This window comes from Gemmobacter lutimaris (assembly GCF_003570715.1).
Lineage (GTDB): Bacteria > Pseudomonadota > Alphaproteobacteria > Rhodobacterales > Rhodobacteraceae > Gemmobacter > Gemmobacter lutimaris.
On sequence record NZ_QXXQ01000008.1, the window covers coordinates 45,441 to 72,003 of the forward strand.

27 protein-coding genes are annotated in these 26,563 nt (G+C 65.2%); 6 read left to right on the forward strand and 21 right to left on the reverse strand.

Annotated features, from left to right (window positions below):
- The first annotated feature begins 58 nt into the window (after positions 1-58).
- Positions 59-754, forward strand: a complete 696-nt coding sequence (locus D2N39_RS14330) for an IclR family transcriptional regulator (protein WP_147373498.1) — start codon at positions 59-61, stop codon at positions 752-754.
- Here the strand turns inward: D2N39_RS14330 and D2N39_RS14335 are convergent.
- The 7 genes from D2N39_RS14335 to D2N39_RS14365 all read right to left on the reverse strand — a co-directional run bounded on the left by D2N39_RS14335 (position 751) and on the right by D2N39_RS14365 (position 9,216).
- Positions 751-2,991 (reverse strand): xanthine dehydrogenase family protein molybdopterin-binding subunit, encoded by a 2,241-nt coding sequence (locus tag D2N39_RS14335; protein WP_119135469.1) that lies wholly within the window; start codon positions 2,989-2,991, stop codon positions 751-753. The two genes, D2N39_RS14330 and D2N39_RS14335, sit on opposite strands and share 4 nt — an antisense overlap.
- A gap of 3 nt (positions 2,992-2,994) precedes the next feature.
- Entirely contained in the window at positions 2,995-3,456 is a 462-nt protein-coding gene (locus D2N39_RS14340; protein WP_119135470.1) for a (2Fe-2S)-binding protein, read from the reverse strand.
- 113 nt (positions 3,457-3,569) lie between these two features.
- A complete protein-coding gene (locus D2N39_RS14345) occupies positions 3,570-4,529 on the reverse strand; it encodes an ABC transporter substrate-binding protein (RefSeq protein WP_119135471.1) in 960 nt (319 codons plus the stop codon).
- Between the two features lie 42 nt (positions 4,530-4,571).
- Positions 4,572-5,543 (reverse strand): ABC transporter permease, encoded by a 972-nt coding sequence (locus D2N39_RS14350; protein ID WP_054301294.1) that lies wholly within the window; start codon positions 5,541-5,543, stop codon positions 4,572-4,574.
- Positions 5,536-7,032, reverse strand: coding sequence for a sugar ABC transporter ATP-binding protein (locus tag D2N39_RS14355; protein WP_119135472.1), 1,497 nt, complete (start codon positions 7,030-7,032; stop codon positions 5,536-5,538). The genes D2N39_RS14350 and D2N39_RS14355 overlap by 8 nt, the downstream gene beginning before the upstream one ends.
- Positions 7,029-8,153 carry a Gfo/Idh/MocA family protein gene (locus tag D2N39_RS14360; RefSeq protein ID WP_199725261.1) on the reverse strand — a complete coding sequence of 375 codons (1,125 nt, stop codon included), beginning with the start codon at positions 8,151-8,153 and terminating at the stop codon, positions 7,029-7,031. Before D2N39_RS14360 ends, D2N39_RS14355 begins: the two co-directional genes overlap by 4 nt.
- Before the next feature lie 4 nt (positions 8,154-8,157).
- On the reverse strand, positions 8,158-9,216 hold the full coding sequence (locus tag D2N39_RS14365; protein WP_119135473.1) for a sugar phosphate isomerase/epimerase family protein: 1,059 nt from the start codon (positions 9,214-9,216) through the stop codon (positions 8,158-8,160).
- Positions 9,217-9,356: 140 nt separating this feature from the next.
- On the opposite strand from D2N39_RS14365, the gene D2N39_RS14370 reads away from it, so the two are divergent.
- The gene (locus D2N39_RS14370) at positions 9,357-10,358 is read left to right on the forward strand and encodes a LacI family DNA-binding transcriptional regulator (RefSeq protein WP_119135474.1); all 1,002 of its coding nucleotides are present in this window, start codon (positions 9,357-9,359) and stop codon (positions 10,356-10,358) included.
- A gap of 2 nt (positions 10,359-10,360) precedes the next feature.
- On the opposite strand, the gene D2N39_RS14375 is transcribed toward D2N39_RS14370, so the two are convergent.
- Positions 10,361-11,158 (reverse strand): IclR family transcriptional regulator, encoded by a 798-nt coding sequence (locus tag D2N39_RS14375; RefSeq protein ID WP_119135475.1) that lies wholly within the window; start codon positions 11,156-11,158, stop codon positions 10,361-10,363.
- 135 nt (positions 11,159-11,293) lie between these two features.
- Here D2N39_RS14375 and D2N39_RS14380 point away from each other — a divergent pair, with 135 nt between their 5' ends.
- Positions 11,294-12,430, forward strand: a complete 1,137-nt coding sequence (locus tag D2N39_RS14380) for an extracellular solute-binding protein (RefSeq protein ID WP_158589837.1) — start codon at positions 11,294-11,296, stop codon at positions 12,428-12,430.
- Complete coding sequence (locus D2N39_RS14385; RefSeq protein WP_119135477.1) at positions 12,427-13,566, forward strand: CaiB/BaiF CoA transferase family protein; 1,140 nt, start codon at positions 12,427-12,429, stop codon at positions 13,564-13,566. Before D2N39_RS14380 ends, D2N39_RS14385 begins: the two co-directional genes overlap by 4 nt.
- A gap of 138 nt (positions 13,567-13,704) precedes the next feature.
- Here the strand turns inward: D2N39_RS14385 and D2N39_RS14390 are convergent, their stop codons facing one another.
- The 12 genes from D2N39_RS14390 to D2N39_RS14445 form a co-directional block, all read right to left on the reverse strand.
- The gene (locus D2N39_RS14390) at positions 13,705-14,544 is read right to left on the reverse strand and encodes a fumarylacetoacetate hydrolase family protein (protein ID WP_119135478.1); all 840 of its coding nucleotides are present in this window, start codon (positions 14,542-14,544) and stop codon (positions 13,705-13,707) included.
- Between the two features lie 21 nt (positions 14,545-14,565).
- A complete protein-coding gene (locus D2N39_RS14395) occupies positions 14,566-15,294 on the reverse strand; it encodes an SDR family oxidoreductase (RefSeq protein WP_119135479.1) in 729 nt (242 codons plus the stop codon).
- A gap of 10 nt (positions 15,295-15,304) precedes the next feature.
- Positions 15,305-16,498: a UxaA family hydrolase gene (locus D2N39_RS14400; RefSeq protein ID WP_119135480.1), complete on the reverse strand. Its 1,194-nt coding sequence runs from the start codon at positions 16,496-16,498 to the stop codon at positions 15,305-15,307.
- The gene (locus D2N39_RS14405) at positions 16,495-16,809 is read right to left on the reverse strand and encodes a UxaA family hydrolase (RefSeq protein ID WP_119135481.1); all 315 of its coding nucleotides are present in this window, start codon (positions 16,807-16,809) and stop codon (positions 16,495-16,497) included. The genes D2N39_RS14400 and D2N39_RS14405 overlap by 4 nt, the downstream gene beginning before the upstream one ends.
- Entirely contained in the window at positions 16,806-17,252 is a 447-nt protein-coding gene (locus D2N39_RS14410; RefSeq protein WP_119135482.1) for a MaoC family dehydratase, read from the reverse strand. The genes D2N39_RS14405 and D2N39_RS14410 overlap by 4 nt, the downstream gene beginning before the upstream one ends.
- Positions 17,245-18,282, reverse strand: coding sequence for a Gfo/Idh/MocA family protein (locus D2N39_RS14415; protein WP_119135483.1), 1,038 nt, complete (start codon positions 18,280-18,282; stop codon positions 17,245-17,247). The genes D2N39_RS14410 and D2N39_RS14415 overlap by 8 nt, the downstream gene beginning before the upstream one ends.
- Positions 18,275-18,604: an L-rhamnose mutarotase gene (locus tag D2N39_RS14420; protein WP_119135484.1), complete on the reverse strand. Its 330-nt coding sequence runs from the start codon at positions 18,602-18,604 to the stop codon at positions 18,275-18,277. Before D2N39_RS14420 ends, D2N39_RS14415 begins: the two co-directional genes overlap by 8 nt.
- A gap of 1 nt (position 18,605) precedes the next feature.
- Positions 18,606-19,718 (reverse strand): mandelate racemase/muconate lactonizing enzyme family protein, encoded by a 1,113-nt coding sequence (locus tag D2N39_RS14425; protein WP_119135485.1) that lies wholly within the window; start codon positions 19,716-19,718, stop codon positions 18,606-18,608.
- Positions 19,719-19,720: 2 nt separating this feature from the next.
- Positions 19,721-20,806, reverse strand: a complete 1,086-nt coding sequence (locus D2N39_RS14430) for an ABC transporter ATP-binding protein (protein ID WP_119135486.1) — start codon at positions 20,804-20,806, stop codon at positions 19,721-19,723.
- A 3-nt stretch (positions 20,807-20,809) separates the two neighbouring features.
- The gene (locus D2N39_RS14435; protein ID WP_119135487.1) at positions 20,810-21,676 is read right to left on the reverse strand and encodes a carbohydrate ABC transporter permease; all 867 of its coding nucleotides are present in this window, start codon (positions 21,674-21,676) and stop codon (positions 20,810-20,812) included.
- A gap of 1 nt (position 21,677) precedes the next feature.
- Positions 21,678-22,574 carry a carbohydrate ABC transporter permease gene (locus tag D2N39_RS14440; protein ID WP_119135488.1) on the reverse strand — a complete coding sequence of 299 codons (897 nt, stop codon included), beginning with the start codon at positions 22,572-22,574 and terminating at the stop codon, positions 21,678-21,680.
- Positions 22,575-22,638: 64 nt separating this feature from the next.
- Positions 22,639-23,946: an ABC transporter substrate-binding protein gene (locus D2N39_RS14445; RefSeq protein ID WP_119135489.1), complete on the reverse strand. Its 1,308-nt coding sequence runs from the start codon at positions 23,944-23,946 to the stop codon at positions 22,639-22,641.
- A 160-nt stretch (positions 23,947-24,106) separates the two neighbouring features.
- Between D2N39_RS14445 and D2N39_RS14450 the strand changes: the two genes are divergently transcribed.
- A complete protein-coding gene (locus D2N39_RS14450; RefSeq protein WP_119135490.1) occupies positions 24,107-24,940 on the forward strand; it encodes an amidohydrolase family protein in 834 nt (277 codons plus the stop codon).
- Between the two features lie 3 nt (positions 24,941-24,943).
- Here D2N39_RS14450 and D2N39_RS14455 read toward each other — a convergent pair whose 3' ends face one another.
- Positions 24,944-25,579, reverse strand: a complete 636-nt coding sequence (locus D2N39_RS14455) for a GntR family transcriptional regulator (RefSeq protein WP_233557174.1) — start codon at positions 25,577-25,579, stop codon at positions 24,944-24,946.
- 189 nt (positions 25,580-25,768) lie between these two features.
- Between D2N39_RS14455 and D2N39_RS14460 the strand changes: the two genes are divergently transcribed.
- Complete coding sequence (locus D2N39_RS14460; RefSeq protein WP_119135492.1) at positions 25,769-26,563, forward strand: ABC transporter substrate-binding protein; 795 nt, start codon at positions 25,769-25,771, stop codon at positions 26,561-26,563.

Genomic DNA, 26,563 nt, shown 5'->3' on the forward strand with positions numbered 1-26,563 from the left:
ATGAGCGATAATCGCATATTAATGTGCTATATATGACGCTACAGAAAGGACAGCACTCGTGTCAACTGCAACGACCCCTGAGCGGGTGCAGACGCTCGACCGTGGCTTGCAAGCGTTGAGCGTCATTGCCGCGCGCGGGCCGATCGGCATGGCCACGCTGGCGCAGGCGTTGGGGGTAGACCGGCGCATCTGTTACCGGCTGGTTGCCACGCTGGAGGCGCATGCCTTCGTCACGCGGCTGGCGGATGGCACGGCGATCCTCGGGCCGGGGCTCTTGCCGCTGATGCAGGGGGTGCACGCGCGGCTGCGGCTGCATGGGCAAACCGCGGTAGATGCGCTGGCCCGTGATACCGGGCAGACGGCCTTCCTTTCGGTCGCGGCGGGCGAGGACTGTCTGGCGCTGCTGGCCAGCCCGGGGCGTGGCGGGCTGCTGGAGATCACCTATCGCGTCGGTGCCCGCCATCCCATCGGGCGCGGCGCGGCGGGTATCGCCATCCTGTCGGCACGGCCACCGCAGCCGGACGACAGCGCGCAGGTCATGCAGGCACGGCGTGACGGCTGGTCGGCGACCAGCGGCGAGTTGCAGCCGGGCGCGCATGGCGTGGCTGTGCCGCTGCACGCAGGATTCCTGAGCCGTGCCGGAATCGAGGCGTGTCTGGGCGTGGTCAGCGCCCAGCCCCCTGACCTGTCAAGCACCGTAGACGCACTGGATACCGCCGCAACACGACTGGCCGCGCAACTGGACGGCGCTTAGGCGAAATCGACGAACTTGCCGAAGGGCATTTCGCGCAGCCTTTGCCCGGTTGCAGCAAAGATCGCATTGGCCAGCGCCGGCGCGGCGGGGGGCACCGGCGGCTCACCGATGCCGCGCACTTCGGGCGCGGTTTCCAGCACCCGCACCACAATCTCGGGGCATTGGTCCAGCCGCATGCCGCTGTGACTGTCGTAATTGGTCTGCTCCGCCATGCCGTCGGCATAGGTGATCTCGCAATTCATCGCGTGACCCAGACCCCAGATGACCGCGCCCTGAATCTGGTTCTCGATATTCACCGGATCGACGACGCGGCCCACATCGGCCACGCAGAACACCCGGTCGATACGCAGCCCGGCGCCGGTCATGCGCACATCCACCACTTCGGCGACATTGACCCCGAAGCTCTGCACCAGCGCGACGCCCCTGCCCTGCCCCGGCGCGTGGCTTGGACCTTGCCAGCCCGACAATTCCGCCACCGCCTCCAACACGCCGCGCGCTACCGGGTCGGCACAGAGGCGCAACCGTTCGGCCATCGGGTCGGCCCCGGCGGCGTGGATCAGCTCGTCCAGAAAGCTTTCAAGGAAGAACCCGCCGAGCGAAGCGCCGACCGAACGCCAGCTGGATACCGGCGCCAGCCCTTCCACCGCATGCGCGCGCACCCGGAAGGCGGTGGGGGCGTAAGGCGCGTTCCAGATGCCGGCAGGAAGCTGATTGTCCGGCCCCGGCACCGAATAGCCCGCGCGCGCCAGTTGCGAGCGACTGGGCGAGGGGCCGGAGGTCACGATCTCCACCGCCTGCACCTGCCCGTTCGCCACCGTGCCGCGCCCGCGCGCCATGCCCAGCGGGCGGGTGAAATCCTGCGCGAAATCCTCTTCGCGGGAATAGGTCAGCTTGACCGGGGTGCCGGGCATCTGCCGCGCAATCTCGGCCGCGCGCAGCACATGGTCAAATTCCAGCCGGTGCCCGAAACTGCCCCCCGCGAACTGGTTGTGCAACGTGATCTGGCCGGATTTCTGGCCGGTGACGCCCGCCACCAGATCCTGCAACATCCGGGGAAGCTGATGCGCCGTCCAGACCTCGGTTTCCGCCTCCGAATAGCGGACAATCGCGTTCAGCGGTTCCAGCGGCTGATGCGCCAGATAGGGCGCGCGGTATTCGGCGCTGACGACATCGGCGGCGGAGAGCGCCGCGTCCATATTGCCATCGACACGCCATTCCTTGTCCAGATGCGCAGGATCAAAGCCTGCCTCCACCGCCGTCCAGTGATCGGCCATTTTGGCGGGGTAAGGCGCAGGCCCCCATTCACAGACCACCGCCTGCGCCGCCTGAATGGCGCGCCATGTGTTATCGGCGATGACCGCCACGCCGTCGCGGATTGGCAGCACCTGCGCGACGCCGCGCATCGCCTTCGCCCCGGTCGCATCATGGCTGAGCAGTGCGCCTCGACGCGGGTTCAGTCGCACCGCCGCATGGACCATGCCCTCGACCTTCAGGTCGATACCATAGACCTGTGTGCCGGTGGATTTGGGCAAGATATCCAGCCGCCGCATCGGCTTGCCGATCAGCCGCCAGTCACTTGCCGGCCGCAAGGGCACATCCTGCACCGGGTCGGCCTGCGCTGCATCAACCGCCAGCGCGGTATAGGGCACCGCCGTGCCATCCGGCAGGATCACCGCGCCGTTCTCGCTGCGCAGCAGGGCCACATCGACACCGTGGCGCTGTGCCACCACCCGCTTCAGCGTTTCGCGGGCCATGGCGCCCGCCTGCCGCAGCTTCACGAAACTGTCCGGCACCGCACTGGAGCCGCCCGTGCCCTGCATCCCGACCAACTTGAACGCTGCATTCATCGCGCCGCGCGTGGCACGGGCGGCCAGACCAGCATCTCCCGGCAAGAAAGGCGCGCTTTCAGCGCCCAGGGCAGTGTTCCAATAGGCGGCGGCGGGCGGGCCGAATTCGGTGGCGACCTGCGCGGGGTCGACGTCCAGCTCCTCGGCGATCAGCAGCGCCTGCATCGACATCGCCCCCTGCCCCAGATCGGCATGCGGGGTGATCAGGATGATGCGGTCGGCGGTGATCTTGACCCAAGGGTTGAAGCTCGCCTCCCCCTGCGCCAACCCGGGCAGCAGCGGGTTTTCAGGGGTCTTGCGCCAGCTATAGACGCCGAAAGCCACACCCCCCGCGATGGCGGCAGAGCCAACCAGAAAGCTGCGCCTCGCGATCTTGCCGATCCGGGACATGACTCAACCCTCCCGCATCAGTTGCGCCGCGCGATGCACCGCCGCACGGATGCGCGGGTAGGTGCCGCAGCGGCAGAGGTTACCCGCCATCACCTCGTCGATCTCGGCATCGCTCGGGTTCGGGGTCTGCGCCAGCAGGGCGGCGGCCTGCATGATCTGGCCCGACTGGCAGTAACCGCATTGCGCCACCTGCCCCTCCAGCCATGCCGCCTGCACCGCATGCAGCGCGGCGGGGGTGCCCAGCCCTTCGATGGTGGTGATCTCGGCGCCTTCCGCCTCGGCTGCCGGGATCTGGCAGGACCGCATCGCCTCGCCGCCCAGCCAGACGGTGCAGGCACCGCATTGCGCAATGCCGCAGCCGTATTTGGTGCCGGTCAGGCCCAGTTCATCGCGCAACACCCACAACAGCGGCATGTCGGGTTCGACATCCACCTCGTGCATGGTCCCGTTCACATTCAGTCGCATCGGCTGCCTCCTGCTTCGGCACGATCATAGCACGGGCCGAAGCGAAGGGCCGGGTCACGTTGCGTCACGTGGGGCAGCGGCGGGCGGGGGCAGGAAGGCCCCCGCCCTTCCCGTCAGAACGGGCTGTCGGGGAAGTAGAACTGCGCCGCATTCTCGGGCGTCACCAGGGTCGAGCCGATGATGAACCGCCCCGAGACCGGCGCCGCCGAGACGAAATGCAGCGTCGTCATCTCGATGGCCGAAGAGATTTGCGCGGGCGGATAGGTCACGTTCACCGGGATCTGCTTGTCGCCGTCCATGATGCGCTTGATGATTTCCTTCATCCCGGCGCCACCGACAATCCACATCTCATCGCTGCGCCCGGCGGCAGCAATGGCCTCCATCACACCCAGCGCCATATCGTCATCCGCCGCCCAGACCGCGTCGATCTTGGGATATTTCGACAGATAGTCCTGCATCACGGTGAAGGCGTCATCGCGATTCCAGTTGCCGTGCTGCTTGTCCAGCACCTCGATCCCCGAGCCGTCGATGGCCTTCTCGAAGGCGTCCACCCGCTCGTTGTCCAGCGTGGTGGGGATACCGCGCAGGATCACCACCTTGGCGCCCGAGGGCAGGTTGGCGCGGAAATATTCGCCCGCGACCCGGCCGAAGGCAGTGTTGTCGCCCGCGACATACAGATCCTCGATCCCCGGCTGCGAGAGGCCGCGATCCACGACCGTCACCCATTTGCCCGCATCCTTCACCGCCTTGACCGGCCCGGTCAGCGGCTCGGATTCGAAGGGCAGCACCACCAGCCCGTCGATGTTGCGGGTGGCCAGCATATCCTCGATGTCATCGACCTGCTTGCCCGGCTCGCCCGCCGTGGCCAGCACGAATTTGACGTTGGGGTAGGTGGTCTCCAGCCGCTTGATCGTGTCCTGCGCATGCCAGTTCAGCCCGCCCATGAAGCCATGCGTGGCCGAGGGGATAGAGACGCCGATGGTATAGGTCTTGTCCTCGGCCACTACCATGGTGGCAAGGCTGGCGGACATGGCAAGCGCTGCGGTGGCACCGAAGAACTGTCTGCGTTTCATGGTCTTTCCTCCCTGAGCGCCGCCCTCCCCGGCGGCGGATGGTTACCGCCCTTCGGCGGAAGATTTCCCGCGTTGCAGCACAACGGCGAGCACGATGATGACCCCCTGAATGGCCCCGTTCAGATAGGGCGACACGAGGTCGGCAAGGTTCAGGATATTGTCGATGAGGCTGAGGATCAGAACGCCCACCACCGTGCCCCAGACCCGGCCATAGCCGCCCTTCAGCGCGGTGCCTCCGATGATGACGGCGGCGATGGCTTCCAGCTCCCACAACAGGCCAGTGGAGCCGGAGGCAGAGCCAAGGCGCGGGACGTAAAGGATGGTCGCGAGGCCGACCAGCACGCCAAGCGCGACATAGGTCATCAACTGCACCCGTTCGACCTTCACCGCCGAATAGCGCGCCACGCGGTCATTCGATCCGATCGCCTCGCAATAGCGGCCAAAGCGGGTATGGCGCATGGCAAGTTCGCCCAGCACGGCCACCACGGCAAAGACCAGAATGGGCCATGTGATGCCGAAAATACCGCCGTAATAGACCGGGCGATAGAATTGCCGTGCCTCGAAATCGAGGCTGAGCGTGCCACCGTCGGCAATCCAGGTCACAAGGCTGCGGAAGATGCCCATGGTGCCCAGCGTGACGATGAAAGGCTCGATACCCGCACGGGTGATCAGCAAGCCATTCGCCAGCCCCGCCAGCAGGCCGACGCCAAGCGCAACAGCCATACCCGCCAGCACCAGCGGCACGCCAATCCCCAGCGTGGGCAGCATGGCGTTCATCGCAAGGATCATCATGCCCGCGATGAAAGCCGCCATCGACCCGACCGACAGGTCCAGCCCGCCCGAGGTGATGACGAAAGTCATCCCCACGGCGATCATGCCGATGAAGGCGGACCGCGCCAGCACATTGGTAATATTGCCCGCCGACAGGAAGTTGGCGTTCAGAAAGGCCCCCAGCACCACCAGAAGGATCAGCGCCGCCAGCGGCCCGAGGGTGGAAAGCGAAAGGTTACGCATCGGCTGTGGCCTCTTCGGTTGTGCCCATGACCAGCCGGACCACGGCGGTTTCGGTAATCGCCGCGCCCTGCAACTCGCCCGCCACCCGGCCCTGCCGCATCACCAGAACGCGGTCGGAGAGGCCGAGGATTTCCGGCATGTCAGAGGAGATGACGATGACACTCAGCCCGTCGCGGGCGAGGCGGTCGATGAAATGGTAGATCTGGCTCTTGGTGCCGATGTCGATGCCGCGCGTGGGCTCGTCGATGATGACGATCTGCGGATCGGGCAACATGGTCTTGGCAAGCAACAGCTTCTGCTGGTTGCCGCCGGACAGGTTGCCCACCGCCATGTCGCGGCGCGGGGCGCGGATGTCGAAATCCTCGATGGCGCGGGTCAGCGCGGTTTCCTCGGCGGGCCGCGAGATCATCAGGCGGCCAAAACGGCCCAGCGTCGAAAGCGTCAGGTTCTCGCGCAGTGATTTGTCGAGCAGCAAGCCCAGTTCCTTGCGATCCTCGGTCAGATAGGCAAGGCCACGGACGGCCGCATCGGCAGCGGAATGCAGCGTGATCGATTGGCCCTCGCGGCGCAGACTGCCGTGATGCGAGCGCAGGCCCACCAGCCCCTCGGCCAGTTCGGTGCGCCCCGAGCCGACCAGACCGGAAATCCCCAGAACCTCGCCGCGCCTGAGGGTGAAACTGACATCCCGCACCACCGGCGGCACGCTGAAACCCTGCACCTCCAGCACGACGGGGCCGAAACTGTCGCGCCGGGGCGGGAAGATGTCTTTCAGATCCCGCCCGACCATGGCAGTGGCCATGCCATCCTCGGTCAGCTCGCCACGAAGCGCCTGCCGCACCACGGCACCGTCGCGCAGCACGGTGATGCGGTCGGCGAGATGACGCACCTCGTCCAGCCGGTGCGAGGTATAAAGCAGCGCGACGCCACTGGCGCGCAGGCGGTCGATCTGGCGGAACAGCACCTCCACCTCACGGTGGGTCAGCACAGCGGAAGGCTCGTCCATGATCAGGACGCGCGCCTTGCGCCCCAGCGCCTTGGCGATCTCGACCATCTGGCGATCCGAGACCGCGAGATCGCGGATGCGGGCATCCGGGCTGACCCGGCAATCCAGTTGATCGAGCAGCGCCTGCGTCTCGCGCCGCATCGCGCGATGATCCAGCAGGAACCGCCCCGGCTCGCGTCCCAGGAACACATTCTGCGCCACCGACAGATCGGGGGCGAGGTTGAATTCCTGATGGATGACGACGACGCCCGCCGCCTCGGCCTCGGCCCCGCTGCGATAGGGCGCGGGCTGGCCGTCCAGCAGCACCTGACCGGAGGTCGGCGCCAGAAAACCACCGAGGATCTTCATGATGGTCGATTTGCCGGCGCCGTTTTCACCGATCAGCGCATGAACCTCGCCGGGTCTCAGCGCGAAGTCGATGCCATGCAGCACCTCGATCGGGCCGAAGCTCTTGTGCACATCCTGAAGCGCCAGCGCCGGGGTCATGGCGCGACCCAAGCCGCGTTGCGTTTCGCCGATTGCACACAGGCCGCGACGAAGCGCATCCCCGAAAGCCCGTCAGAGAGGCCGGGAAACAACACGCCCTCCGGGCGCGCATCGCCCGCTTCATGCGCCCGGATCGCCTGCGCGGCTTCGGTATAGATATTGGCGAAACCTTCCAGATAGCCCTCCGGGTGGCCTGGCGGCACGCGGGAGACGCGTTGCGCCTCGGGCAGCGCCCCGGCGCCATTGCGGGTCAGCAGGCGTTTCGGTTGGCCGAAGGGCGTGAACCACAGGCGGTTGGGGTTCTCCTGTTCCCATTCCAACCCACCTTTGGCGCCGTAAACCCGCAGCCGCAGCCCGTTCTCGTTCCCCGGCGCCACCTGACTGGCCCAGAGCATCCCCTTCGCCCCGCCGGGATAGCGCAGCATCACATGCGCATTGTCATCCAGCGCCCGCCCCGGCACGAAGCTGGAAAGATCGGCAGCCAGAGCCTCCGGCTCCATCCCCGTGACGAAAGCCGCGAGATTCCAGGCATGCGTGCCAATGTCCCCCAGCGCGCCACCAAGGCCGGACCTTGACGGATCGGTGCGCCAGTCGGCCTGTTTGCTGGCCACCGCCTCGGTCAGCCAGTCCTGCGCATATTCCACCTGCACCAGCCGCAGCGCGCCCAGATCGCCCGCCGCAATCATGGCGCGGGCCTGCCGGATCAGCGGATAGCCGGTGTAATTATGGGTCAGGATGAACAGCGCCTTCGAGGCTTCGGCCACCTTTGCCAGCCGCTTCGCCTCGGCCATGGTCGCGGTCAGCGGCTTGTCGCAAATGACGTGGATGCCGCGTTTGAGGAACTCGATGGCCGGTCCCGCGTGCATATGGTTCGGCGTCACGATGGCCACGGCCTGAATGCCATCCTTGCGCCGCGCCTCGCGCGCCGCCATCTGGCGATAATCGTCATAGCTGCGCGCCAGCCCGAGTTCCGCCGCCGAGGCCGCCGCCCGCGTGGGATCGGAGGACAGCGCCCCCGCCACCAGCGCATATTGGCCATCAAGCCGCGCCGCTATGCGATGCACCCCGCCGATGAAGGCCCCCTGCCCGCCGCCCACCATGCCCAGCCGGATCGGTTCCATCGTCTCAGCCCCCCAGCCCGAGCATGCGGCGATTGGCAGCGCGGTCAGTGCCTGCATCCGCGAAATCGTCGAACGCCTTTTCGGTGACGCGGATGATATGGGCCTGCACGAATTCGGCCCCCTCCCGCGCGCCATCCTCGGGGTGTTTCAGGCAGCATTCCCATTCGACGACCGCCCAGCCATCGAACCCGTATTGCGTCAGCTTCGAGAAGACACCGCCGAAATCCACCTGCCCATCGCCAAGGCTGCGGAAGCGCCCGGCGCGGTTCACCCAAGGTTGATAGCCACCATAGACCCCCTGCCGCCCGGTCGGGTTCAGCTCGGCGTCCTTCACATGGAACATGCGGATGCGGTCGTGATAGATGTCGATGTGTTCCAGATAGTCGAGATGCTGGAGCACATAATGCGACGGGTCATACAGCATGCAGGCCCGCGCGTGATTGCCGGTGCGCTCAAGGAACATCTCGTAGCTGATGCCGTCGTGCAGGTCCTCGCCGGGGTGGATTTCATAGCAGAGATCCACGCCGCAGTCCTCGGCATGGTCGAGCAGCGGGCGCCAGCGGCGGGCAAGCTCGTCAAAGGCTTCCTCGATCAGCCCGGCAGGGCGCTGCGGCCAAGGGTAGACATAGGGCCATGCCAGCGCACCCGAAAAGGTCGCCATGGCCCCAAGCCCCAGACGGCGCGAGGCGGTCAGCGCCTTTTTCACCTGATCCTGCGCCCATTCCGCCCGCACCGCCGGATTGCCACGCACAGCGGGCACTGCGAAGCCGTCAAAGGCCACATCATAGGCCGGATGCACCGCGACAAGCTGGCCTTGCAGATGGGTGGAAAGTTCGGTGATCGACAGGCCAGCCTCGGCCGCGATGCCCTTCACCTCGTCGCAATAGTCCTGCGAGGCGGCGGCGCGGTCCAGATCGAACAGCCGCGCGTCCCATGTCGGGATCTGCACCCCTCTGTAGCCGCAACCGGCAGCCCAACGAGTGATTTCGGCAAAGCTGTTGAACGGCGCTTCGTCCCCCGCGAATTGCGCAAGGAACAGGCCGGGGCCTTTGATCGTCCGCATCAGCTCCTCCCAAAACTGGTGACGGGACCGATTATGTAATCGGTTACATAAACGATAGACATGCGATGTAATCGTTTGCAAGATGATTCTTGTCTCGCAGAAACGATTGAGCGCACGTCGGCCCCGGCGTATGAAAGGCCATGAAACACGACCGGCCCAAAATCAGCGACGTTGCCCGCCTTGCCGGGGTTTCCACCGCCACGGTCAGCCGGGCGTTGTCTGCCCCTGAACGGGTCAGCGAGGAAACCCGCGCCGCCGTGCAACAGGCGGTGGAGGCGACGGGATACCGGCTGAACCTTGCCGCCCGCAACCTGCGTCACCGGCGAACCGGCGGGATCGTCGCGCTGGTGCCGAACCTCGCCAACCCGTTCTTTTCGCAGATCCTGTCGGGCATCGCCTCGGTCCTTGGTCCGGCCGGTTACAACCTGCTGATCGCCGACACCCGCACCGCGGACGCGCAAACCCTGCTGGATTACGCGGAACCCAGCAGGGCCGATGGCCTGATCATCCTCGACGGCACGTTGCCTGCCACCGCTTTGCAAGGGCGGGTGCCGGTGGTCGAGGCCTGCGAATGGGTGCCCGGCCTGCCCGCGCCACGCGTGAAGATCGACAATCGCGCGGCGGCGGGGCTGGCCATTGGTCACCTGGCCGATCTGGGCCATCGCCGCATCGGCCATGTCGCCGGACCGCGCGGCAACGTGCTGACCGAGGCGCGGCTGTCGGGCACCGCCGAGGCACTGGCGGCGCGCGGATTGCCCTTTCCCGAGGAACATCTTTATCCCGGCGATTTCTCGCTCGATTCCGGGCGCGAGGCGGCGCGGATCTGGCTGGATCAGCCCGCCGCGACCCGGCCGACCGCGCTGTTCCTCGCCTCCGACGCCATGGCCTGCGGCTTCATCGGCGAGGTGCAGCGCCACGGGCTGCGCGTGCCCGGCGATCTGTCGGTGGTGGGATTCGACGACATCGAACTGGTGGCCCATATCTCGCCGCCGCTGACCACAATCCGCCAGCCCCGCACCGAGATTGGCCGTGCCGCCGCCGAACGCATGCTGGCCTGCCTGAAGGGCGAGACGCGCGAGGCCGATACCGTGCTGCCGGTGGAGCTGATCCTGCGCGCCAGCACTGGCCCCGCCCCCGCCTGACCTCAGCCCAAATGCGCCCCGGCACCGATCTGGCGCGAGATGCGGTCGCACATCTCGATCAGTTGTCCACGGGTCTCCGTCAGTGACACGGCCGATGTTCCGGTCAGACGCTGAACGAAGGGGATGGTCACCGCTGCAATCACGCGACCGCGGAAATCCAACACCGGCACCGACAGGTTGGTGACCCCCGCGATGGTGAAAGACGGATTTTCACAGTAGCCGGCCGCACGCACGCCGGGCAGATCGTCGCGGAAGGCCGCGAGTTTCGCCGGGTCAATGTGCCCGCCTTCGGCCTCGGCCATCTCTGCCAGCAGCGCGTCGCGCGCGTCATCGTCCTTCCAGGCCGCCAGCACCCGGCCCGATGCGGTTTCGAGAATCGGGATATGCGCACCCAGCCGCACACTGGTCAGGTTGTTGTCCTGACAATCCACCTGCGCAATCACCAGCACCCGGCCGGAATGCAGGATACCCATGTGCATCGACTGGTTCACCCGGTCAGCCAAGCGTTGCATCGCGTCACCGGCGATCGAGGTCAGCCTGCGCGTCGGCGGGTGGCGATGCGCCATTTCGAACAGCTTGGTCGACAGAAGATAGCGGTCGCCATCCTCGGCCAATTCGACATAGCCACGCTTGCGCAACACCATCAGCATCCGAAAAATCTCTGACGCTGTTCGCCCCAGTGTCTTTGCAATCTCAACCTGGCTTTTGCCCTCGGCTTCCGTCGCCAGCAATTCCAGAATGTCCAGCCCCTTGGACAGGGCGGGTGCCCGATACTTGTCGTCGTCTTCGCTGTCTGTCATTCGCCCGCCCCACTTTCGGCTGAGTATACACGCCCTCCGCCCCCCTCGCGCAATCCCCTCTTTGTTTGAGATATAAAATTATCTTTTACTTGTGAAAGTATCTGCTAGGCTAGCTCCATGAGAGAGGAGCCGAGGATGCAGCCCATCAGCTTGCGTGGAATGACATGGTCCGACCCGCGCGGATATGACCCTGTGGTCGCCGCCGCCACGGCCTTCGCCAAGGTGATGCCGGGGGTGACGATCACCTGGGACAAGCGCTCGCTTCAGGGGTTTGAATCGACGCCGGTCGATGAACTGGCGGCGTGCTATGACCTGATGGTCATCGACCACCCCCATGTCGGCGCAGTGGTGGCCGAAAACTGCCTGCTGCCGCTGGACCATCACGCTGAGCCGCATGCACTGGACCGGCTGCGCGGCGAAAGCGTGGGGCGCAGCTTTGACAGCTATTTCTATGCCGGTCATCAATGGGCGCTGCCGATCGACGCCGCCGCGCAGGTGCAGGCGATCCGCCCCGATCTGCTGACCGCCCCGTTGACCCGCTTCGCCGATGTGCTGACCGAGGCGAAGGCGGGGCGCGTGGTCTGGCCACTGCGCGCGCCGCATATCCTGATGAGCTTCTTCACGCTGGCCGCCAATATCGGCGCGCCCTGTGCCGTGGTGCCCGGCCCGCTGCTGCCCCGTGCGGCGGGACTTCAGGTGCTGGCGGCGATGCAGGCGCTGGCCGAGGCGGTCGATCCCGGCTGTCACGCCATGGACCCGATTGCAGCGCTGGATACGCTGGCCGAGGGGAGCCGTTTCGCGCTGGTGCCGCTGACCTACCTTTACGCGCCCTATGCGCGCGATGCCTACCGGCCGCACCGGCTGCGGTTTCACGACATCCCGGCACTCGGAGCCAGCGGCCCGCTCGGCTCGGCGCTCGGCGGCACCGGCATCGCGGTTTCGGCGCGCACCGCAGCACCCGAGGCCGCCTGCCGCTTTGCCTTCTTCCTCGCCTCGGCCGAAGTGCAGCGCGGGATTTACGCAGCCGCAAACGGCCAGCCCGGCAATGCACTGGCATGGTCCGACGCGGCGGTGAACGCAGCCACTGGCGGGGCCTATGCCGCAACCCGCATGACGCATGAGGCCGCCTGGCTGCGCCCGCGCCATGCCGGTTACATGGGCTTTCAGGAGGAAGGCTCGGCCATTGTCGCGGATGCCCTGCGCGGTCGCACAAGCCATGATACGGCGCTGGACGCGCTCGACACCGCCTTTGCACGGAGCTTTCCGCAATGACCCCCGACCTGCTGCCCCTCGCGGGCCTGCGTGTACTGGATTTCAGCCAGTTCCTCGCCGGACCCTATGCCGCACTGAAACTGGCCGATCTGGGTGCCGATGTGGTGAAGGTGGAACGCAAGGGACAGGGCGACCTGTCGCGCTACCTCTACCTGACCGATACCAGGGTGGGCGGCGAAAGCACGATCTTCCACGCCATCAACCGCAACAAGCGGTCCATCGCCATCGACCTGAAATCCGAGACCGACCGCGCGGCGGTGGCGGAACTGATCCGCGGCGCCGATGTCGTGTTGCAGAACTTCCGCCCCGGCGTGATGGAGCGGCTGGGCTTCGGCTATGATGCGGTGAAGGCGCTGAACCCGAAGATCGTCTATGGCTCGGTCACCGGCTATGGCAGCGCGGGGCCCTGGGTCGATCTGCCGGGGCAGGATCTGCTGGCGCAGGCGCGGGCCGGGGTGATGTGGCTGAATGGCGGAGCCGAGGACGGGCCGGTTGCCATCGGCCTGCCGATTGCCGACATCCTTGCCGGGGCCGCGCTGGCGCATGGCGTGCTGGCACTGCTGTTCCGCCGCGAACGGGCGGGGATCGGCGGGCAGGTCGAAACCTCACTGATCGAGGTGCTGGCGGATCTGCAATTCGAACTGCTGACCACATGGTTCAACGATGGCGGGCGGATGCCCAGACGCTCTGCCCAGAACCCGGCGCATGCCTATCTGGCGGCGCCCTATGGCGTTTACCGCACGGCAGATGGCCATGTCGCCATTGCGATGGGCAAGCTGGACCTTCTGGCACAAATCACCGGGCTGGACGAAGCGACCGCCGCGCTGGATGCCTTTGCGGAACGTGACCGCATCAAGGCGGGCCTCGCGGCCCGGCTGACGACCCGCCCGACCGCTGACTGGATGAAAGCCTTCGTCGCCGCCGACATCTGGGCCGCCCCGGTGATGGACTGGCAGGAGTTAACGCGCGCCGGGATGCTCGACCTGCTGGAGATGGTGCAGGAGGTGCGGCGCGGCGATGTGGCGCTCCGCACCACCCGCCTGCCACTGCGCATCGACGGCACCCGCCCCACCTCGGCGCGCGCAGCGCCGCTTCTGGGTGATGCCAACGACCTGCTGTCGCGCGGCTGGGGCTGAAGGTCGCCGGGGGGCTGTCTGCCCCCCACGGCTCTTCGGGCCTTCCCCCGAGGATATTTGGACCAAGGCGAATAACGTTATCGCTGTTTCATCTTGGCGCAAATATCCCGGGGGTCCGGGGGCAGCGCCCCCGGCTTGTCAGGCGTCGTTCTCGCAGACCTGCCGTTGGGTGCCGAGCCCCTCGATCCCCAGCTCCACCACATCGCCGGCCTTCAGGTAGCGCGGCGGCTTCATGCCAAGGCCGACACCGGGTGGCGTGCCGGTGGAGATGATGTCGCCCGGGTGCAGGGTGAAGAATTGCGACAGGTAGGAGATCAGGAAGGGCACCTGATAGACCATCGTCGCGGTGGACCCGTCCTGCATGGTCTGGCCGTTCACCTTGAGCCACATATGCAGGTCATTGGGGTTTGCCACCTCATCCGGGGTCACCAGCCAGGGGCCGGTGGGGCCGAAATTGTCGGAGGACTTACCCTTGGACCACTGGCCAGCACGTTCGGTCTGATAGGCGCGTTCGGACACGTCATTGATGACGCAATAACCGGCGACATGGTTCAGCGCCTCGGCCTCGGTGACATATTTTGCGGGCTTGCCGATGACGAAGCCCAGCTCTACCTCCCAGTCGGTCTTTTCCGACCCGCGCGGGATCAGGATCGGATCATCCGGCCCGCAGATGGCGGAGGTGTATTTGGCAAAGATCACCGGCTCGGGCGGCACTTCCATGCCGCTTTCGGCGGCATGGTCGGAATAGTTCAGCCCGATGCAGATGAACTTGCCGGTGCCGCCGACGCAGGCGCCGAGGCGGGGATTGCCTTCGACCAGCGGCAGGGTCTCCGGGTCGATAGCGGCGAGGCGGCCGAGGTCGGTCAGTACCTGCCCGGCGATGTCGGGCACATGGGCCGAGAGGTCGCGCAACCGACCGGCGGCGTCGAGCATTCCGGGTTTCTCGGCGCCGCGCGCGCCGTAACGGACGAGTTTCATGGGTCTTCCTTTCCGAAAGGCTCAGGTGGTCCAGCCACCGTCGATGACATGTTCGGTGCCGGTGGTGAAGGCGGATTCATCGGCGGCCAGATAGCAGACCAGTGCCGCGATCTCATCGGCGCGGCCAAGGCGGCCCATGGCCTGCCGGGCGATGAAGGCTTTCATCGCGCCTTCGTAATCGCCGGTCGCACGCAGGCGTTCATGCAGGCTGGGGCTATCGACCGTGCCGGGGCAGATGGCGTTGCAGCGGATGCCGCGCGTGACGTAATCAGCGGCCACGGCGCGGGTCAGGCCGACCACGGCCGCCTTGGAGGCCGAATAGACCGCGCGGTTGATCGGCCCTTTTTTCGGCCCCGCCACTGAGGACATGTTGATGATCGACCCCGCGCCCTTTTCCAGCATCCCCGGCAGCACCGCGCGGATCATGCGGAACTGCGCCTTGGCGTTCAGGTCAAAGGCGAAGTCCCATTCCGCCTCGGTCGCCTCCAGCACGGTGCCGTTATGAACGACGCCAGCGCAGTTGAACAGAATGTCCACCGGGCCGATCTCGTCCATCAGGGCGGCGATGGCGGCGCCGTCCAGCACGTTCAGCGCGCGGGTGGTCAGGCCCGGCATATCGGCCAGCAGCGCGGGATTCACATCGGTCGCAATGACCTCGGCGCCCTCGGCCGCCATGCGCAGCGCCGAGGCGCGGCCGATCCCTTGCCCCGCCGCAGTAATGAGCGCGCGTTTGCCTTGCAGTCTTTGCATCTTTCCCTCCTCAGGCGGCGCCGGGCAGACAGGCCGGGCCGATCGGCTCGAATGACTTGTAGGTCAGGATGAATTCGCGGTGACCCAGATCTTCGGATTTCGTCTTTGCGCCCCCGGCCACGGCCACCACCAGATCGCGGATTTCGCGGCCCACTTCGGCGATGCTGCGCGTGCCCTCGATGATGTCGCCGGCGTTCACGTCCATGTCGTCGGCCAATGCACGATAGGTATCGGGGTTGGCGCAGATCTTGATGACCGGCGAGATGGCGGAACCCACGACCGAGCCGCGCCCGGTGACAAACAACGTCAGATGCGCGCCCGAAGCGATCATTTCCACGATTTCGGCATTGTCGCTGATGTTCGGGAAGCCGAAGCGCACCTCGCCATCGGGCACGACATCCATCAGGTAAAGCCCGCCCTGCGGCGGCACGTCGCCGGGTTTGATCAGGCCAGAAATCGGGCTGTCACCGGATTTCACATAGGCGCCCAGCGATTTTTCCTCGATGGTGGACAGGCCCCCGGCGGCGTTGCCGGCGGCAAAGCTGCCATAGCCCAGCGTCGCGTAATAGCGTTCGGCCTTTTGCACGCTGTCGCGCAGGGCTTGCCCCAGTTCGGGGGTGATGGCGCGGGCGGCCATGATTTCCTCGCAGCCGATCAGCTCGCCGGTTTCCTCGAAGATGCAGGCCGCGCCCTCGGCGACCAGCAGGTCAAAGGCCCGCCCAGCCGCCGGGTTGCCGGAAATGCCCGAGGTGCCATCGGAGCCGCCGCAGACGGTGCCGACGATCAGCTCATGCACGCCCATGACGACGCGCGGCACCCCGGCGATCTGCGTCAGCGCGCCTGCCACCCAATCGCGTCCGGCCTGCACCGTGGCCCGCGTGCCCCCGGATTTCTGGATCACCAGCGTTTTCACCGGGCGGCCCGAGGCATCGACGGCGTTGGCGGCGCGCACCTTGTCGAAGCTTTCGCAGCCAAGGCTGACGAACAGCACGGCACCGACATTCGGGTGGGTGCAAAGCCGCTCCATCATGCGGGCGGCGTATTCGTTGGGAAAGCAGCCGGGAAAGCCAATCAGTTGCACATCCTGATCGCGGAAACCCGCGACGATCTCGCTGGCCACGAAATGCGCGCATTCCACCAGATAAGCCACCACCACCGTATTGCGAATGCCCTTGCGCCCGTCGGCGCGCAACCAGCCCTTCATCGTGACACCCCCGCGCTGATCCCGTCGGCATCCTGCAAGGCGTGGGTCGCCGTATAGGCCGAGCGGATATTGTGGATATGCACATGCGCGCCCGGCGCGATGTCTTGGGTCGCGATGCCGATGGGCATGCCGTATTTCAGGATCGCCTCCCCCGCCGCGATGGCATGGCGGGCAATCTTGTGTGCCATGGGAATGGGGCGGGTCAGGCGCACCGGGCCGGATTCCAACCCCACCTCCAGCCCCTCGGGCGCGTTGGCGCGCGCGACCAGCACGTTGTCGGCGTCATGCAGCAGCAGGAAGGGGCCGGTCATCGGCGACACTCCACCATATAGATATGATCGGCGACCAGCGCGGTTTCGCCGGTCTGTTTGGTGACGGTCAGGCGTTCGGTGACGCGGCCGAAGCCGGGGCGTTTTTCCATCAGTTCCTTGGCGATGATTTCGACCGTGCTGCGGATCGTGTCGCCGATGAACACCGGCTTCACGAAACGCATGCGGTCATAACCGTAGGAAAACGCCACCGGGTTGATGACGGTCGCGGTCAGGCCGACGCCGATGGTAAAGACCATGGTGCCATGCGCGATGCGCTGGCCAAAAGGCAGGGTCTTGCAGAATTCGGCATCCAGGTGATGCGGAAAGAAATCGCCCGAATGGCCGGCATGGACCACGAAATCGGTTTCCGTGATGGTGCGGCCGACAGTTTGCCGCGACTGACCGATGTCGTAATCTTCGTAATAACTGACCTGTTCAAGCATCGGGGCTGTCCTTGATCGGATGCGCGGGGGCGGCGGCGCTGTCATAGGCGGCTTCGACCAGTGCCATGGTGTGCCAGGCATCCTCGGCGCTGCCTTCCAGCGCGGGGCCAAGGCCACAGGCAAAGCGCTGCACCTGTGTCATGCGGCCGACGAAGGCCGCGATGAACCAGTTGCCGGTCAGGGGCACCTGTTGCCAGTCGCCGCCGGTATTCAGCCAAAGCTCGTCCGGCTCGCCCTTGGGGTAATCGAGGTTCACGCCCAGCTTCATATAGGCCGCGCCTTTCGTGCCGCAGATGCGGAACTCGCAAGCCTGAAACTTGCGGCCGAAGGCGTGGTTGTGGTTGATCGACAGGCTGCACCGCTTGCCCGGCCCATAGTCGAGGATCATCGCGCTGCGGGTGTTCGACACGGTGGAGGACGGATGCCCCGTGGTGCGGGCAAACACCCCCTGCGGGTTACCCATCAGATCGCGGATGAGATCAAGGTAATGGATGGAATGCAGCAGGATTTCCACGCGCGGCAGGTTCGCGAGGAACTCCCACAGGTGCCACGGCGTATCCAGCGCCAGCCAGGCGTCGAAATCCACTACCTCCCCCAGAAGGCCCCGCGCAATCGCATCCTTCAAGGCCAGCGCCATGGGCGCGAAGCGGAGCTGAAAATTCACCGCCGCGCGCAGGCGGCGGGCGCGGACGATGCGCAGGATCTCGGTCGCTGCCGCCAGATCCGACCCCATGGGTTTCTGGATCAGCACGACCGCGCCTTCGGGCAGTTCGCGCAGGATGCCGGGGATCGCGGCGGGCGGCACGGCCAGATCAAAGATCGCATCAGGCACGGCGACCGCCTCGGCCAGTGTCAACGCGCGGCCAAGCGCGGCAGCCTTGGCGCTATCGGGGTCATGGATGCCCGCCACCGGAAAGCCCGCCTGCGCATAGGCCGGCAGATGCGCGTCGCGCACGATGGACCCCGCGCCGAAGATGACGATGGGTTTCGGCTGCGCGGGCGGCGCAAGGGTCTGGATCAGGTCAGTCATGGTGAAACACCTCGGTCATTTCGGCCCACCATTCGCCCTCGGCCCGGGTCTCCAGCGGGCGTTGAAGGGGCATGCAGACCGCCCACCAGCGTTGGGTTTCCGGGTCTTCGGCCATTTTCGCCATATCGGCCGCGAGATCCGCGCCGTGATATTCGAAATAGGAAAACAGCAGGTTTTCCGGCTCCTTGAGGAAGATCGAGTAATTGCGGATGCCGCATTCGGTGATCTTGCGCAGAACGCCCGGCCAGACCTCGGCATGCAGGCGGCGGTATTCGGCCTTGCCCTCCTCGCTCAGCCCCAGAACAGATCCGTGTCGCTGCATGTCAGACCCCCGTCACGGTGAAGCGGCTGCCCGGCGCGGTGCGGGCGGCGAGCGTCGGCCAATCCCAGTCGATGCCGAGGCCCGGCACGGTTGGCGCCAGCGCCATGCCGCCCTCGCGGGCCATCGGGGCAGAGACGTCATCCAGTTGCGGAATATATTCCAGCCAGGGCGCGTTCGGCACGGCGCAAACGAGGCTGACATGCAGTTCCATCAGGAAATGCGGGCAGATCGCCATGTTATGCGCCTCGGCCATATGCGCGACCTTGAGCCAGGGCGTGATGCCCCCCACCCGTGCCACATCGGCCTGCACGATACCGCAGGCATCGGCGGCGATGTAATCGGCGAACTGGCCGGGGGAATAAAGGCTTTCGCCCACGGCCACCGGCACGCGGCATTGTGCTTGCAGCCGGGCATGGCCGGCGATGTCGTCCGAGGGCAAGGGTTCCTCGAACCAGCCGATGTTCAGCGCCTCCAGCATCGGCACGCGGCGCAGCGCCTCGGCAGCGGTCAGGGACTGGTTGGCGTCGGTCATCACCTCATAGCCCGGGCCAAGGGCTGTGCGCACCGCCTCCAGCCTTGCTGCGTCTTCGGCCAGATGCGGCTTGCCGATCTTGACCTTCGATCCGCAAAACCCCTGCGCCTGCGCGGCCAGGGCATCGTCCACCAGCGCCTCGGGCGCCAAATGCAGCCAGCCGCCTTCGGTCGTATACATCGGCACCCGATCCTTGGCGCCACCGGCCAGCAGATGCAGCGGCAGCCCGGCCTTGCGCCCGCGCATGTCCCACAGCGCGCAGTCGATCGCGGCCAGCGCCAGCGCCATGATCGGCCCGACGGCGGTGGCGTGCGAATGGAACAGGAGTGCGCGCCAGTTCGCCTCGATCCGCTCCGCCTCGCGCCCCATCAGAGCGGGCAGAAGCGTGTGCTGCAACAGCGACAAAACGGCAGGCCCGCCGTCACCGATGGTATAGCTATAGCCGGTGCCCTCGGCCCCTTCGGCATCGCGCAGGGTGACGAAAATCGTCTCCTGGCTCTTGAAGCTCTGGATAGCGTCATGCCGCACCACCTTGGGCGGCAGATCGACCATGAAGGCCTCGGCCTGAACCACGCGCGCCATGATTACACCCGCAGCGCGGCGCCGGTTTCGGCGTCGAAGAGGTGGCATTTGTCGAGGCTGATCTGGAAGCGCAGCCGCTCACCCAGCCGCACCGGACGGGGGTTGAGCATCTTGGCCTGAACCTCGGTGCCCGCCAGCATGGCGAACAGCAGCGTTTCGGTGCCCAGCGGTTCGGACAATTGCACCTCCATCTCCACATCGGCCATGTGGGCCGTGGGCGGCAGGGCGTGACCGACCGGCATGATGTTGTCAGCCCGCACGCCAAAAGTGACGGCGCGCCCTTCGGCGGCGCCATGGCCGGGCGGGATGGGCAAGCGCGTGCCGTCGGCCAGTTCGACCGTGCCGTCGGTGATGCGGCCTTCCAGCAGGTTCATCGGCGGCGAGCCGATGAAGGTGGCGACGAAAGTATTCACCGGGGTTTCAAATACCTCCAAAGGCGTGCCGATCTGTTCGATCCGGCCGTCGCGCATGATGACGATGCGGTCGGCCAGCGTCATTGCCTCCACCTGGTCATGCGTCACATAGACGATGGTGGTGCCAAGCCGCTGATGCAGCTTCTTGATTTCCACCCGCATCTGGGTGCGCAGCTTGGCGTCGAGGTTCGACAGCGGTTCGTCGAACAGGAAGACGTCGGGGTGGCGCACGATGGCGCGGCCCATGGCGACGCGCTGGCGCTGCCCGCCCGACAATTGCCCCGGCTTGCGTTCCAGCAGGGGCGTCAGCGACAGGATCTCTGCGGCCTCGGTCACCGCCTTCGCGATCTCGGCTTCGGCCCGCTTTGCGATTTTCAGCGAAAAGCCAAGGTTTTCGCGCACCGTCATATGCGGATAAAGCGCATAATTCTGGAACACCATCGAGATATTGCGGTCGCGCGGCGGCAGGTCGTTCACCACCCGGTCGCCAATGCGCAACATGCCGCCCGAAATATCCTCCAGCCCCGCGATCATACGCAGGGTGGTGGATTTGCCGCAGCCCGAGGGGCCGACCAGCACGACGAATTCGCCATCCGCAATATCGAGGTCGATGGCATGCACGACTTGCAGCGCGCCGTAGGCTTTCACGATGCCCTGAAGTTGGACCTGAGCCATATCTTATCCTTTCACGCCGCCGAAGGTCAGGCCGGCGATGAGGTGTTTCTGCACGAGGAAGGTCAGCACCAGCGCGGGGATGATCATCAACACCGCCAGCGCGCACATGCCGCCCCAGTTGAGGGTGAATTGCGAGGTGAAATCCAGCAGACCCACCGGCATCGTCTTGGAATTGACCGAGCGCGTCAGCTGGCTGGCCAGCGCATATTCGTTCCACGAGGTTAGGAAGGCAAAGATGCCGGCACTGGCGATGCCCGCGCGGGCCACCGGAAATTCCACCTTCCAGAAGGCCTGCCAGCGGGTGCAGCCGTCGATCTCGGCCGCCTCGGCCAGTTCGCGCGGCACCTGCCGGAAGAAACCGTCAATCAGCCAGACGGTGAAGGGCACGTTCAGCGCGACGTAGGTCAGGATTAGCCCGAAATGGGTGTCGATGATCCCCGCCCGCGCCATGATGATGAACAAGGGCAGTGACAGCGCCACACCCGGCACCGCGCGGGTTGCCATCAGGCCAACGAACAGCGCCGCCTTGCCCTTGAAGCGATAGCGCGCGAAGGCATAGCCGCCCGCCATCCCGACCAGCAGCGCCACCAGCGTCGAGGTGACAGAAATGATCAGCGAATTGCGGAAATAGGTCAGCACCGGCACGCCGCCCTCGCCCACCCCGCCGAACATGGCACGGTAATGGTCGAGGTTCAGGCTGTTGGGGATCCAGACCGGTGGCTTGGCCATGATCTCCACCGTCGGGCGGAACGAGTTCAGCACGATCCACAGGCCCGGCAGGCAGATCAGGCTCATGGCCAGAAACAGGCCGGTCAGATGGGCGATGCGCAGCAGGCGCTTGCGCAGCCGATGTTCGGCATTCGAAGCCATGTCACACCCCCATGCCAAGTTCGCTGCGGGCGGCCGTCAGCTTGCGGAAGAAATAGATGGTGAAGAAGATCGACAGCAGGATCGCGATATAGCCCATGGCATTGGCGTATCCCATGCGGGCATCGACATAGGCGGTTCGTCCGATCAGCGTCCACAGCAATTCCGTGCGCCGCGCCGGACCGCCATTCGTCATGATCTGCACGATGTCATAGGCCCGCGCCACGTCCAGCGACCGGATCGCCATGGCGATATAGATGAAGGGCATGAGGAAGGGCAGCGTGACGAAGCGAAAGCTCTGCCATGGCGTGCAGCCATCGACCTTGGCCGCCTCGACCGGATCTTGCGGGATGGCGTACAGCCCGGCGAGGATCAGGATGGCAAAGACCGACGTGCTGGTCCATATCTCGGCGAAGATGATGGAGAACATCGCCAGATGGCCATCCACCAGCCACGGAATCGCGACATCGGTCAGGCCCAGCGATTGCAGCGCGTTGTTCACCAGACCCACGTTGTCGTTGAAGATGAACTTGAACTGGAACCCCACCAGCACGGGCGAGAACATCATGGGAAACATCATCGCCGTGCGCAAAAGCCGCTGCCCGGTGGTGACCTTCGACACCATGACCGCTAGGCCGAGGCCCAGCAGCATTTCAAGGTTCAGCGCGATGGTCAGCAGCAGCACGGTGCGCCCGAAGGCCCACCAGAAATTCGCGTCCCCCGCCGCCTTGCGATAGTTGAAGGTGCCGATCCACTTGGTCAGGCTGTCGGGTCGGGTCAGCTGATAGGCGGTGAAGCTGGAATAGAACGACAGGACCAGCGGCACCAGAACGACAGCCATCAGAATGATGATGGCGGGCAGCAGAAGAACCAGCCATGGCGGCAGCTTGAGGCGTGACATGCATGTTCCGTTCGAAAGGCAGGGATGGAGCGGCGCGGATCAAACCCGCGCCGCCATGGCAGGATCAGTAGACCCCGTTTTCCCGCATCAGATTGTCCACGGCGTCCGAGGCCGTGGCAAGCGCGTCATCCACCGATTTGTCGCCAAGGATCGCGGCTTGCAGTTCCGGGTAGATCAGGTTCGTGGCCTCGATCCAGTAGGGGGTCGCGGGCACGGCGAAGGCGGTCTTCGCGGTTTCCTGGAAAGCCGCCAGCACTTCGGAGCGGTAGGGATCGGATTTCGCCGCCTCGGCCACATGCTCCCACACTTTGGTGCGTGTGGGCAGCGGACCGGTGCTGCTTTCAAGGATCTGGCTGTCCTCACTGGTCAGGAACAGCGCGAGCGAAGCCGCCGCCGCCTTGTTTGCGCAATCCTCGGTGACGGAGAAGCCGTGAAAGCCCGACCAGCCGGTGCGCAGCCCGGCAGACCCCTTGGGCGCCGGCGCCACCCCGACATTGCCCGCCGCCTTGGATGCCGAGGCATCGTTGAAGAACCCGGCCCAGCCCGGCCAGTCGAGATTCAGCCCGATGGTGCCCGAAGCAAAGCCGTTGCCGAGGTCATCCCACAGGTAATTCGTGGTTCCCGGCGGCACGGCACCCGCCTTGTAAAGATCGACGAACCATTGCAGCGCCTGCTTGCCCGCATCGGAATTGAAGGCGGGCGAGAAATCGTCGTTGAACAGCTTGCCGCCATCCGCCACGACCATCTCATAGAAGCGGCCGACGATGGCTTCGTCCTTGCCCGCATATTGCGTGCCATAGAAGTTCGGCGGATTGGAAAAGAATTCGGCCTGATCGCGCACCTGATCCCAGGTTTCCGGCACCGCCAGATCATAGCCGTATTTCGCCTTGAACGCTTCGGCCTTTGCCGGGTCGGTGTAGAGCGACTTCTGATAGTAAAGCGCCGAGACGTCGAATTGTGCACGCGGCAGCATCACCAGTTTGCCATCCAGCGTGGCGGCAGAAATGTTGGCGGGCACATATTCCGCCACCTCTCCGGCGGGAACCAGCGGCGTCAGATCTGTGTAAAGCGACGGATACTGCGCGGCGAAAGATGAATGGTTCGACCCCACGCACCAGTCCGTCGTGCCCGCAGCAATGTCGGACTTGAATTCCTTGTCCAGTTCGAAGTGGTTCTTCTGGCTGATGATCTTCACCGTGGCGCCGGTGGCCTTTTCCCATTCCGGGATGCGGGCATAAAGCGCCTCGTATTGCTGGCCGCCGATCAGCTTGGCCTCGATGGTGATTCCGGCGAATTCGCCATCGGCCGACGCGGCCGTCGCCATCCCCATCGCAGCAAGTGCAAGGCAGGATGTCATCGCAAGACGGTTCATTGTTTCCTCCCTGGATTGGCGGCCGGGGCTCCTCTGCCCCCATACCGCCGGGCGTTTCAATTTTATATCTAGAACGAAGTTTTATACTTAAACTTGACAACATCCCCGAGTCAAGCTGCACTCGCGGCGAAAATTGGTATGATGACCCGAGGGAGGCCCCATGCTGCTTGATACCCATCTGCATCTCGTGAACCGCGACCGCCTGACCTACCCTTGGCTGGACAGCCTGCCCGCGCTGAACCGGGACTGGCGTTATGATGACTATGCAATCACCGCCGCACGGCTGGGTGTCATCGGCGCGCTGCATATGGAGGTGGACGTCACCCCCGATCAGATCGAGGCGGAAAGCGGCATGGTGGCCGATCTGATGGCGCAACCCGGCAGCCTGATCCGCGGCGCGATCTCCTCGGCCCGGCCCGAGGCGCCGGGCTTTGCCGCATGGCTCGACCGGCAGGACCGGGGCGTCGTGAAGGGTATCCGCCGCGTGCTGCATGTGGTGGAGGACGCGGTGTCGCAGACCCCACTGTTCCGCGAGAATATCGCGCGGCTGGGTCGCGCCAGCCTGCCCTTCGACATCTGCATGGCACAGCGGCAATTGCCGCTGGCCGCCGCACTGGCCGACGCCTGCCCGCAGACGACCTTCGTGCTGGATCATTGCGGCGTGCCGGACATGGCGGGCGATTTCACCGCATGGGCCACACAGATCGCCGAACTAGCCCGCCGCCCCAACATGAATGCCAAGATTTCCGGCCTCATCGCCTATGGCGGGCCCGGATGGAGCCTCGGCAGCCTGCGCCCCTATGTGGAAAGTGTAATCGGCGCCTTCGGCTGGGACCGGGTGGTCTGGGGATCGGATAGCCCGGTCTGCACGCTGGAAGCCTCGCTCGCCGAATGGATCGCGGCGACGCATGCGTTGCTGGCAGGCTGCTCGGAGGATGAGCGCGCCGCGCTTGGCCACCGCAATGCGCGGCGGATCTGGGGTTTGCGGGATTGAGTTTCAGGGCGCGGTCGCGCGGAACGCCTGTTCGCCCTCGATCACGAAACGCAGCATCCGGTCCGAGGCCGCCACCGCGTCGCGCGCCCGGAAGGCCGCGAGCAGATCACGTTGCCCCTCCACGATGATACGGTTTGTCGTATCATCGCGCATGGTGGTCAGCCGCACGGTCTGCACCTGCACCAGATAGCGGCGGATCGTATCGACCAGCACCCGGTTCGGCACGATGTCGAGCCAGCGATTTCGGTAAACCTCGCAGGCATGGAAGAACAGCGGCACGTCGCCCGACACCAGTGATCCCTGCGTCTGCGCGACCGCATGCGTCAGATCGGCCAGCACCTCGGGCGTCATCGCCTGCGCGGCCATGGCGGCGGCACGGGGATCCAGCATGCGGCGCAGCTCAAATACCTCCAGCACCTCGGCACGGCTGAGGTTGGGCAACGTGAAGCCCCGTGTTGTCGGCACCAGATAGCCCTCGGCCGCCAGCCGCATCAGCGCATCACGCGCAGGCATCCGCGACACACCCAGCTCGGTTGCGATGGCCGTGTCGATCAGCCGGTCATCCCAGCCCACCTCACCCCGCCGGATACGGGTCATCAGCACATCATAGATCCGGTCACGATGGCTTTGCCTGGACATTTGCATACTCTTTTCATGCGCTACATCGGTATCAAAACTGAATTACATCAATATATAAAGGAGATTATTACGAGCCGCGGACATTTTGAACCCGAAATACTTCTTGAAAAGTATTCAGTTTATGGCACCATTCCTTGCAGAATCGGGCCGATCAGAGACCCGAAGTCCAACAGGGAGGTTCCCGTGAAAATGACCCGCCGCACCGGCATCGTCGCCGGCCTGATGCTTGGCCTGAGCCTGTCAACCGCAGCCTTCGCACAGGATGCACTGCGCGTTGGCGCCTATCCGGCCAACCCGCCATGGGAAAACAAGACCGAGGCTGGCACCTTCGAGGGCTTCGAGGTCGATATCGTGAACGAAATCGCCAAGCGCATGGGCACCACCGCCAATATCGAAGGCATGGATTTCAAGGCGCTGTTCGTCGCATCGGCCTCGGGCCGGGTGGATATGGTGATTTCCTCGCTGACCATCACCAATGAACGGCTGGAAAGCCAGTCTTTCACCCAGCCCTATTTCCAGGGCGCGCTGGGGATCGGTGTCAAGGACGGCTCCGACATCACTTCGGTCGAGGGGCTGAAGGGCAAGGTTGTGGGGTCGGTCGCCACCTCGTTCCCCGAAAACTGGCTGAAAGAACGCGAAGCCGAAATCGGCTATGCCGAATACAAAAGCTATGACACCACCTCGAACATGCTGACCGATCTGCTGAACGGGCGGATCGACGCGGCGGTGAATGATGTGGTCGGCCTGCGCTATGCCTTCACCCAGATGAAGGGCCTGACCGTGGGGGCAGAGATCGTCACGGGCGAGAAATTCGCCATGATGATGCCGAAGGATTCGGACAAGCTGGAGCAGGCGAACCAGATCCTGTCCGACATGAAGACCGACGGTACCATGGCGGCAATCTACGAGAAATGGATGGGCGTCGCCCCGGCGGCGGCCAGCTACACCGTGACGCCGATGCCGGTGCCGACCTCGGCCGACTGA

Bases quoted from the DNA above. Each gene is read 5' to 3' on its own strand.
- D2N39_RS14335 (WP_119135469.1), bottom strand. From the start codon at position 2,991: ATGTCCCGGATCGGCAAGATCGCGAGGCGCAGCTTTCTGGTTGGCTCT.
- D2N39_RS14340 (WP_119135470.1), bottom strand. From the start codon at position 3,456: ATGCGACTGAATGTGAACGGGACCATGCACGAGGTGGATGTCGAACCC.
- D2N39_RS14345 (WP_119135471.1), bottom strand. From the start codon at position 4,529: ATGAAACGCAGACAGTTCTTCGGTGCCACCGCAGCGCTTGCCATGTCC.
- D2N39_RS14350 (WP_054301294.1), bottom strand. From the start codon at position 5,543: ATGCGTAACCTTTCGCTTTCCACCCTCGGGCCGCTGGCGGCGCTGATC.
- D2N39_RS14355 (WP_119135472.1), bottom strand. From the start codon at position 7,032: ATGACCCCGGCGCTGGCGCTTCAGGATGTGCACAAGAGCTTCGGCCCG.
- D2N39_RS14360 (WP_199725261.1), bottom strand. From the start codon at position 8,153: ATGGAACCGATCCGGCTGGGCATGGTGGGCGGCGGGCAGGGGGCCTTC.
- D2N39_RS14365 (WP_119135473.1), bottom strand. From the start codon at position 9,216: ATGCGGACGATCAAAGGCCCCGGCCTGTTCCTTGCGCAATTCGCGGGG.
- D2N39_RS14370 (WP_119135474.1), top strand. From the start codon at position 9,357: ATGAAACACGACCGGCCCAAAATCAGCGACGTTGCCCGCCTTGCCGGG.
- D2N39_RS14375 (WP_119135475.1), bottom strand. From the start codon at position 11,158: ATGACAGACAGCGAAGACGACGACAAGTATCGGGCACCCGCCCTGTCC.
- D2N39_RS14380 (WP_158589837.1), top strand. From the start codon at position 11,294: ATGCAGCCCATCAGCTTGCGTGGAATGACATGGTCCGACCCGCGCGGA.
- D2N39_RS14385 (WP_119135477.1), top strand. From the start codon at position 12,427: ATGACCCCCGACCTGCTGCCCCTCGCGGGCCTGCGTGTACTGGATTTC.
- D2N39_RS14390 (WP_119135478.1), bottom strand. From the start codon at position 14,544: ATGAAACTCGTCCGTTACGGCGCGCGCGGCGCCGAGAAACCCGGAATG.
- D2N39_RS14395 (WP_119135479.1), bottom strand. From the start codon at position 15,294: ATGCAAAGACTGCAAGGCAAACGCGCGCTCATTACTGCGGCGGGGCAA.
- D2N39_RS14400 (WP_119135480.1), bottom strand. From the start codon at position 16,498: ATGAAGGGCTGGTTGCGCGCCGACGGGCGCAAGGGCATTCGCAATACG.
- D2N39_RS14405 (WP_119135481.1), bottom strand. From the start codon at position 16,809: ATGACCGGCCCCTTCCTGCTGCTGCATGACGCCGACAACGTGCTGGTC.
- D2N39_RS14410 (WP_119135482.1), bottom strand. From the start codon at position 17,252: ATGCTTGAACAGGTCAGTTATTACGAAGATTACGACATCGGTCAGTCG.
- D2N39_RS14415 (WP_119135483.1), bottom strand. From the start codon at position 18,282: ATGACTGACCTGATCCAGACCCTTGCGCCGCCCGCGCAGCCGAAACCC.
- D2N39_RS14420 (WP_119135484.1), bottom strand. From the start codon at position 18,604: ATGCAGCGACACGGATCTGTTCTGGGGCTGAGCGAGGAGGGCAAGGCC.
- D2N39_RS14425 (WP_119135485.1), bottom strand. From the start codon at position 19,718: ATGGCGCGCGTGGTTCAGGCCGAGGCCTTCATGGTCGATCTGCCGCCC.
- D2N39_RS14430 (WP_119135486.1), bottom strand. From the start codon at position 20,806: ATGGCTCAGGTCCAACTTCAGGGCATCGTGAAAGCCTACGGCGCGCTG.
- D2N39_RS14435 (WP_119135487.1), bottom strand. From the start codon at position 21,676: ATGGCTTCGAATGCCGAACATCGGCTGCGCAAGCGCCTGCTGCGCATC.
- D2N39_RS14440 (WP_119135488.1), bottom strand. From the start codon at position 22,574: ATGTCACGCCTCAAGCTGCCGCCATGGCTGGTTCTTCTGCTGCCCGCC.
- D2N39_RS14445 (WP_119135489.1), bottom strand. From the start codon at position 23,946: ATGAACCGTCTTGCGATGACATCCTGCCTTGCACTTGCTGCGATGGGG.
- D2N39_RS14450 (WP_119135490.1), top strand. From the start codon at position 24,107: ATGCTGCTTGATACCCATCTGCATCTCGTGAACCGCGACCGCCTGACC.
- D2N39_RS14455 (WP_233557174.1), bottom strand. From the start codon at position 25,579: ATGTCCAGGCAAAGCCATCGTGACCGGATCTATGATGTGCTGATGACC.
- D2N39_RS14460 (WP_119135492.1), top strand. From the start codon at position 25,769: ATGACCCGCCGCACCGGCATCGTCGCCGGCCTGATGCTTGGCCTGAGC.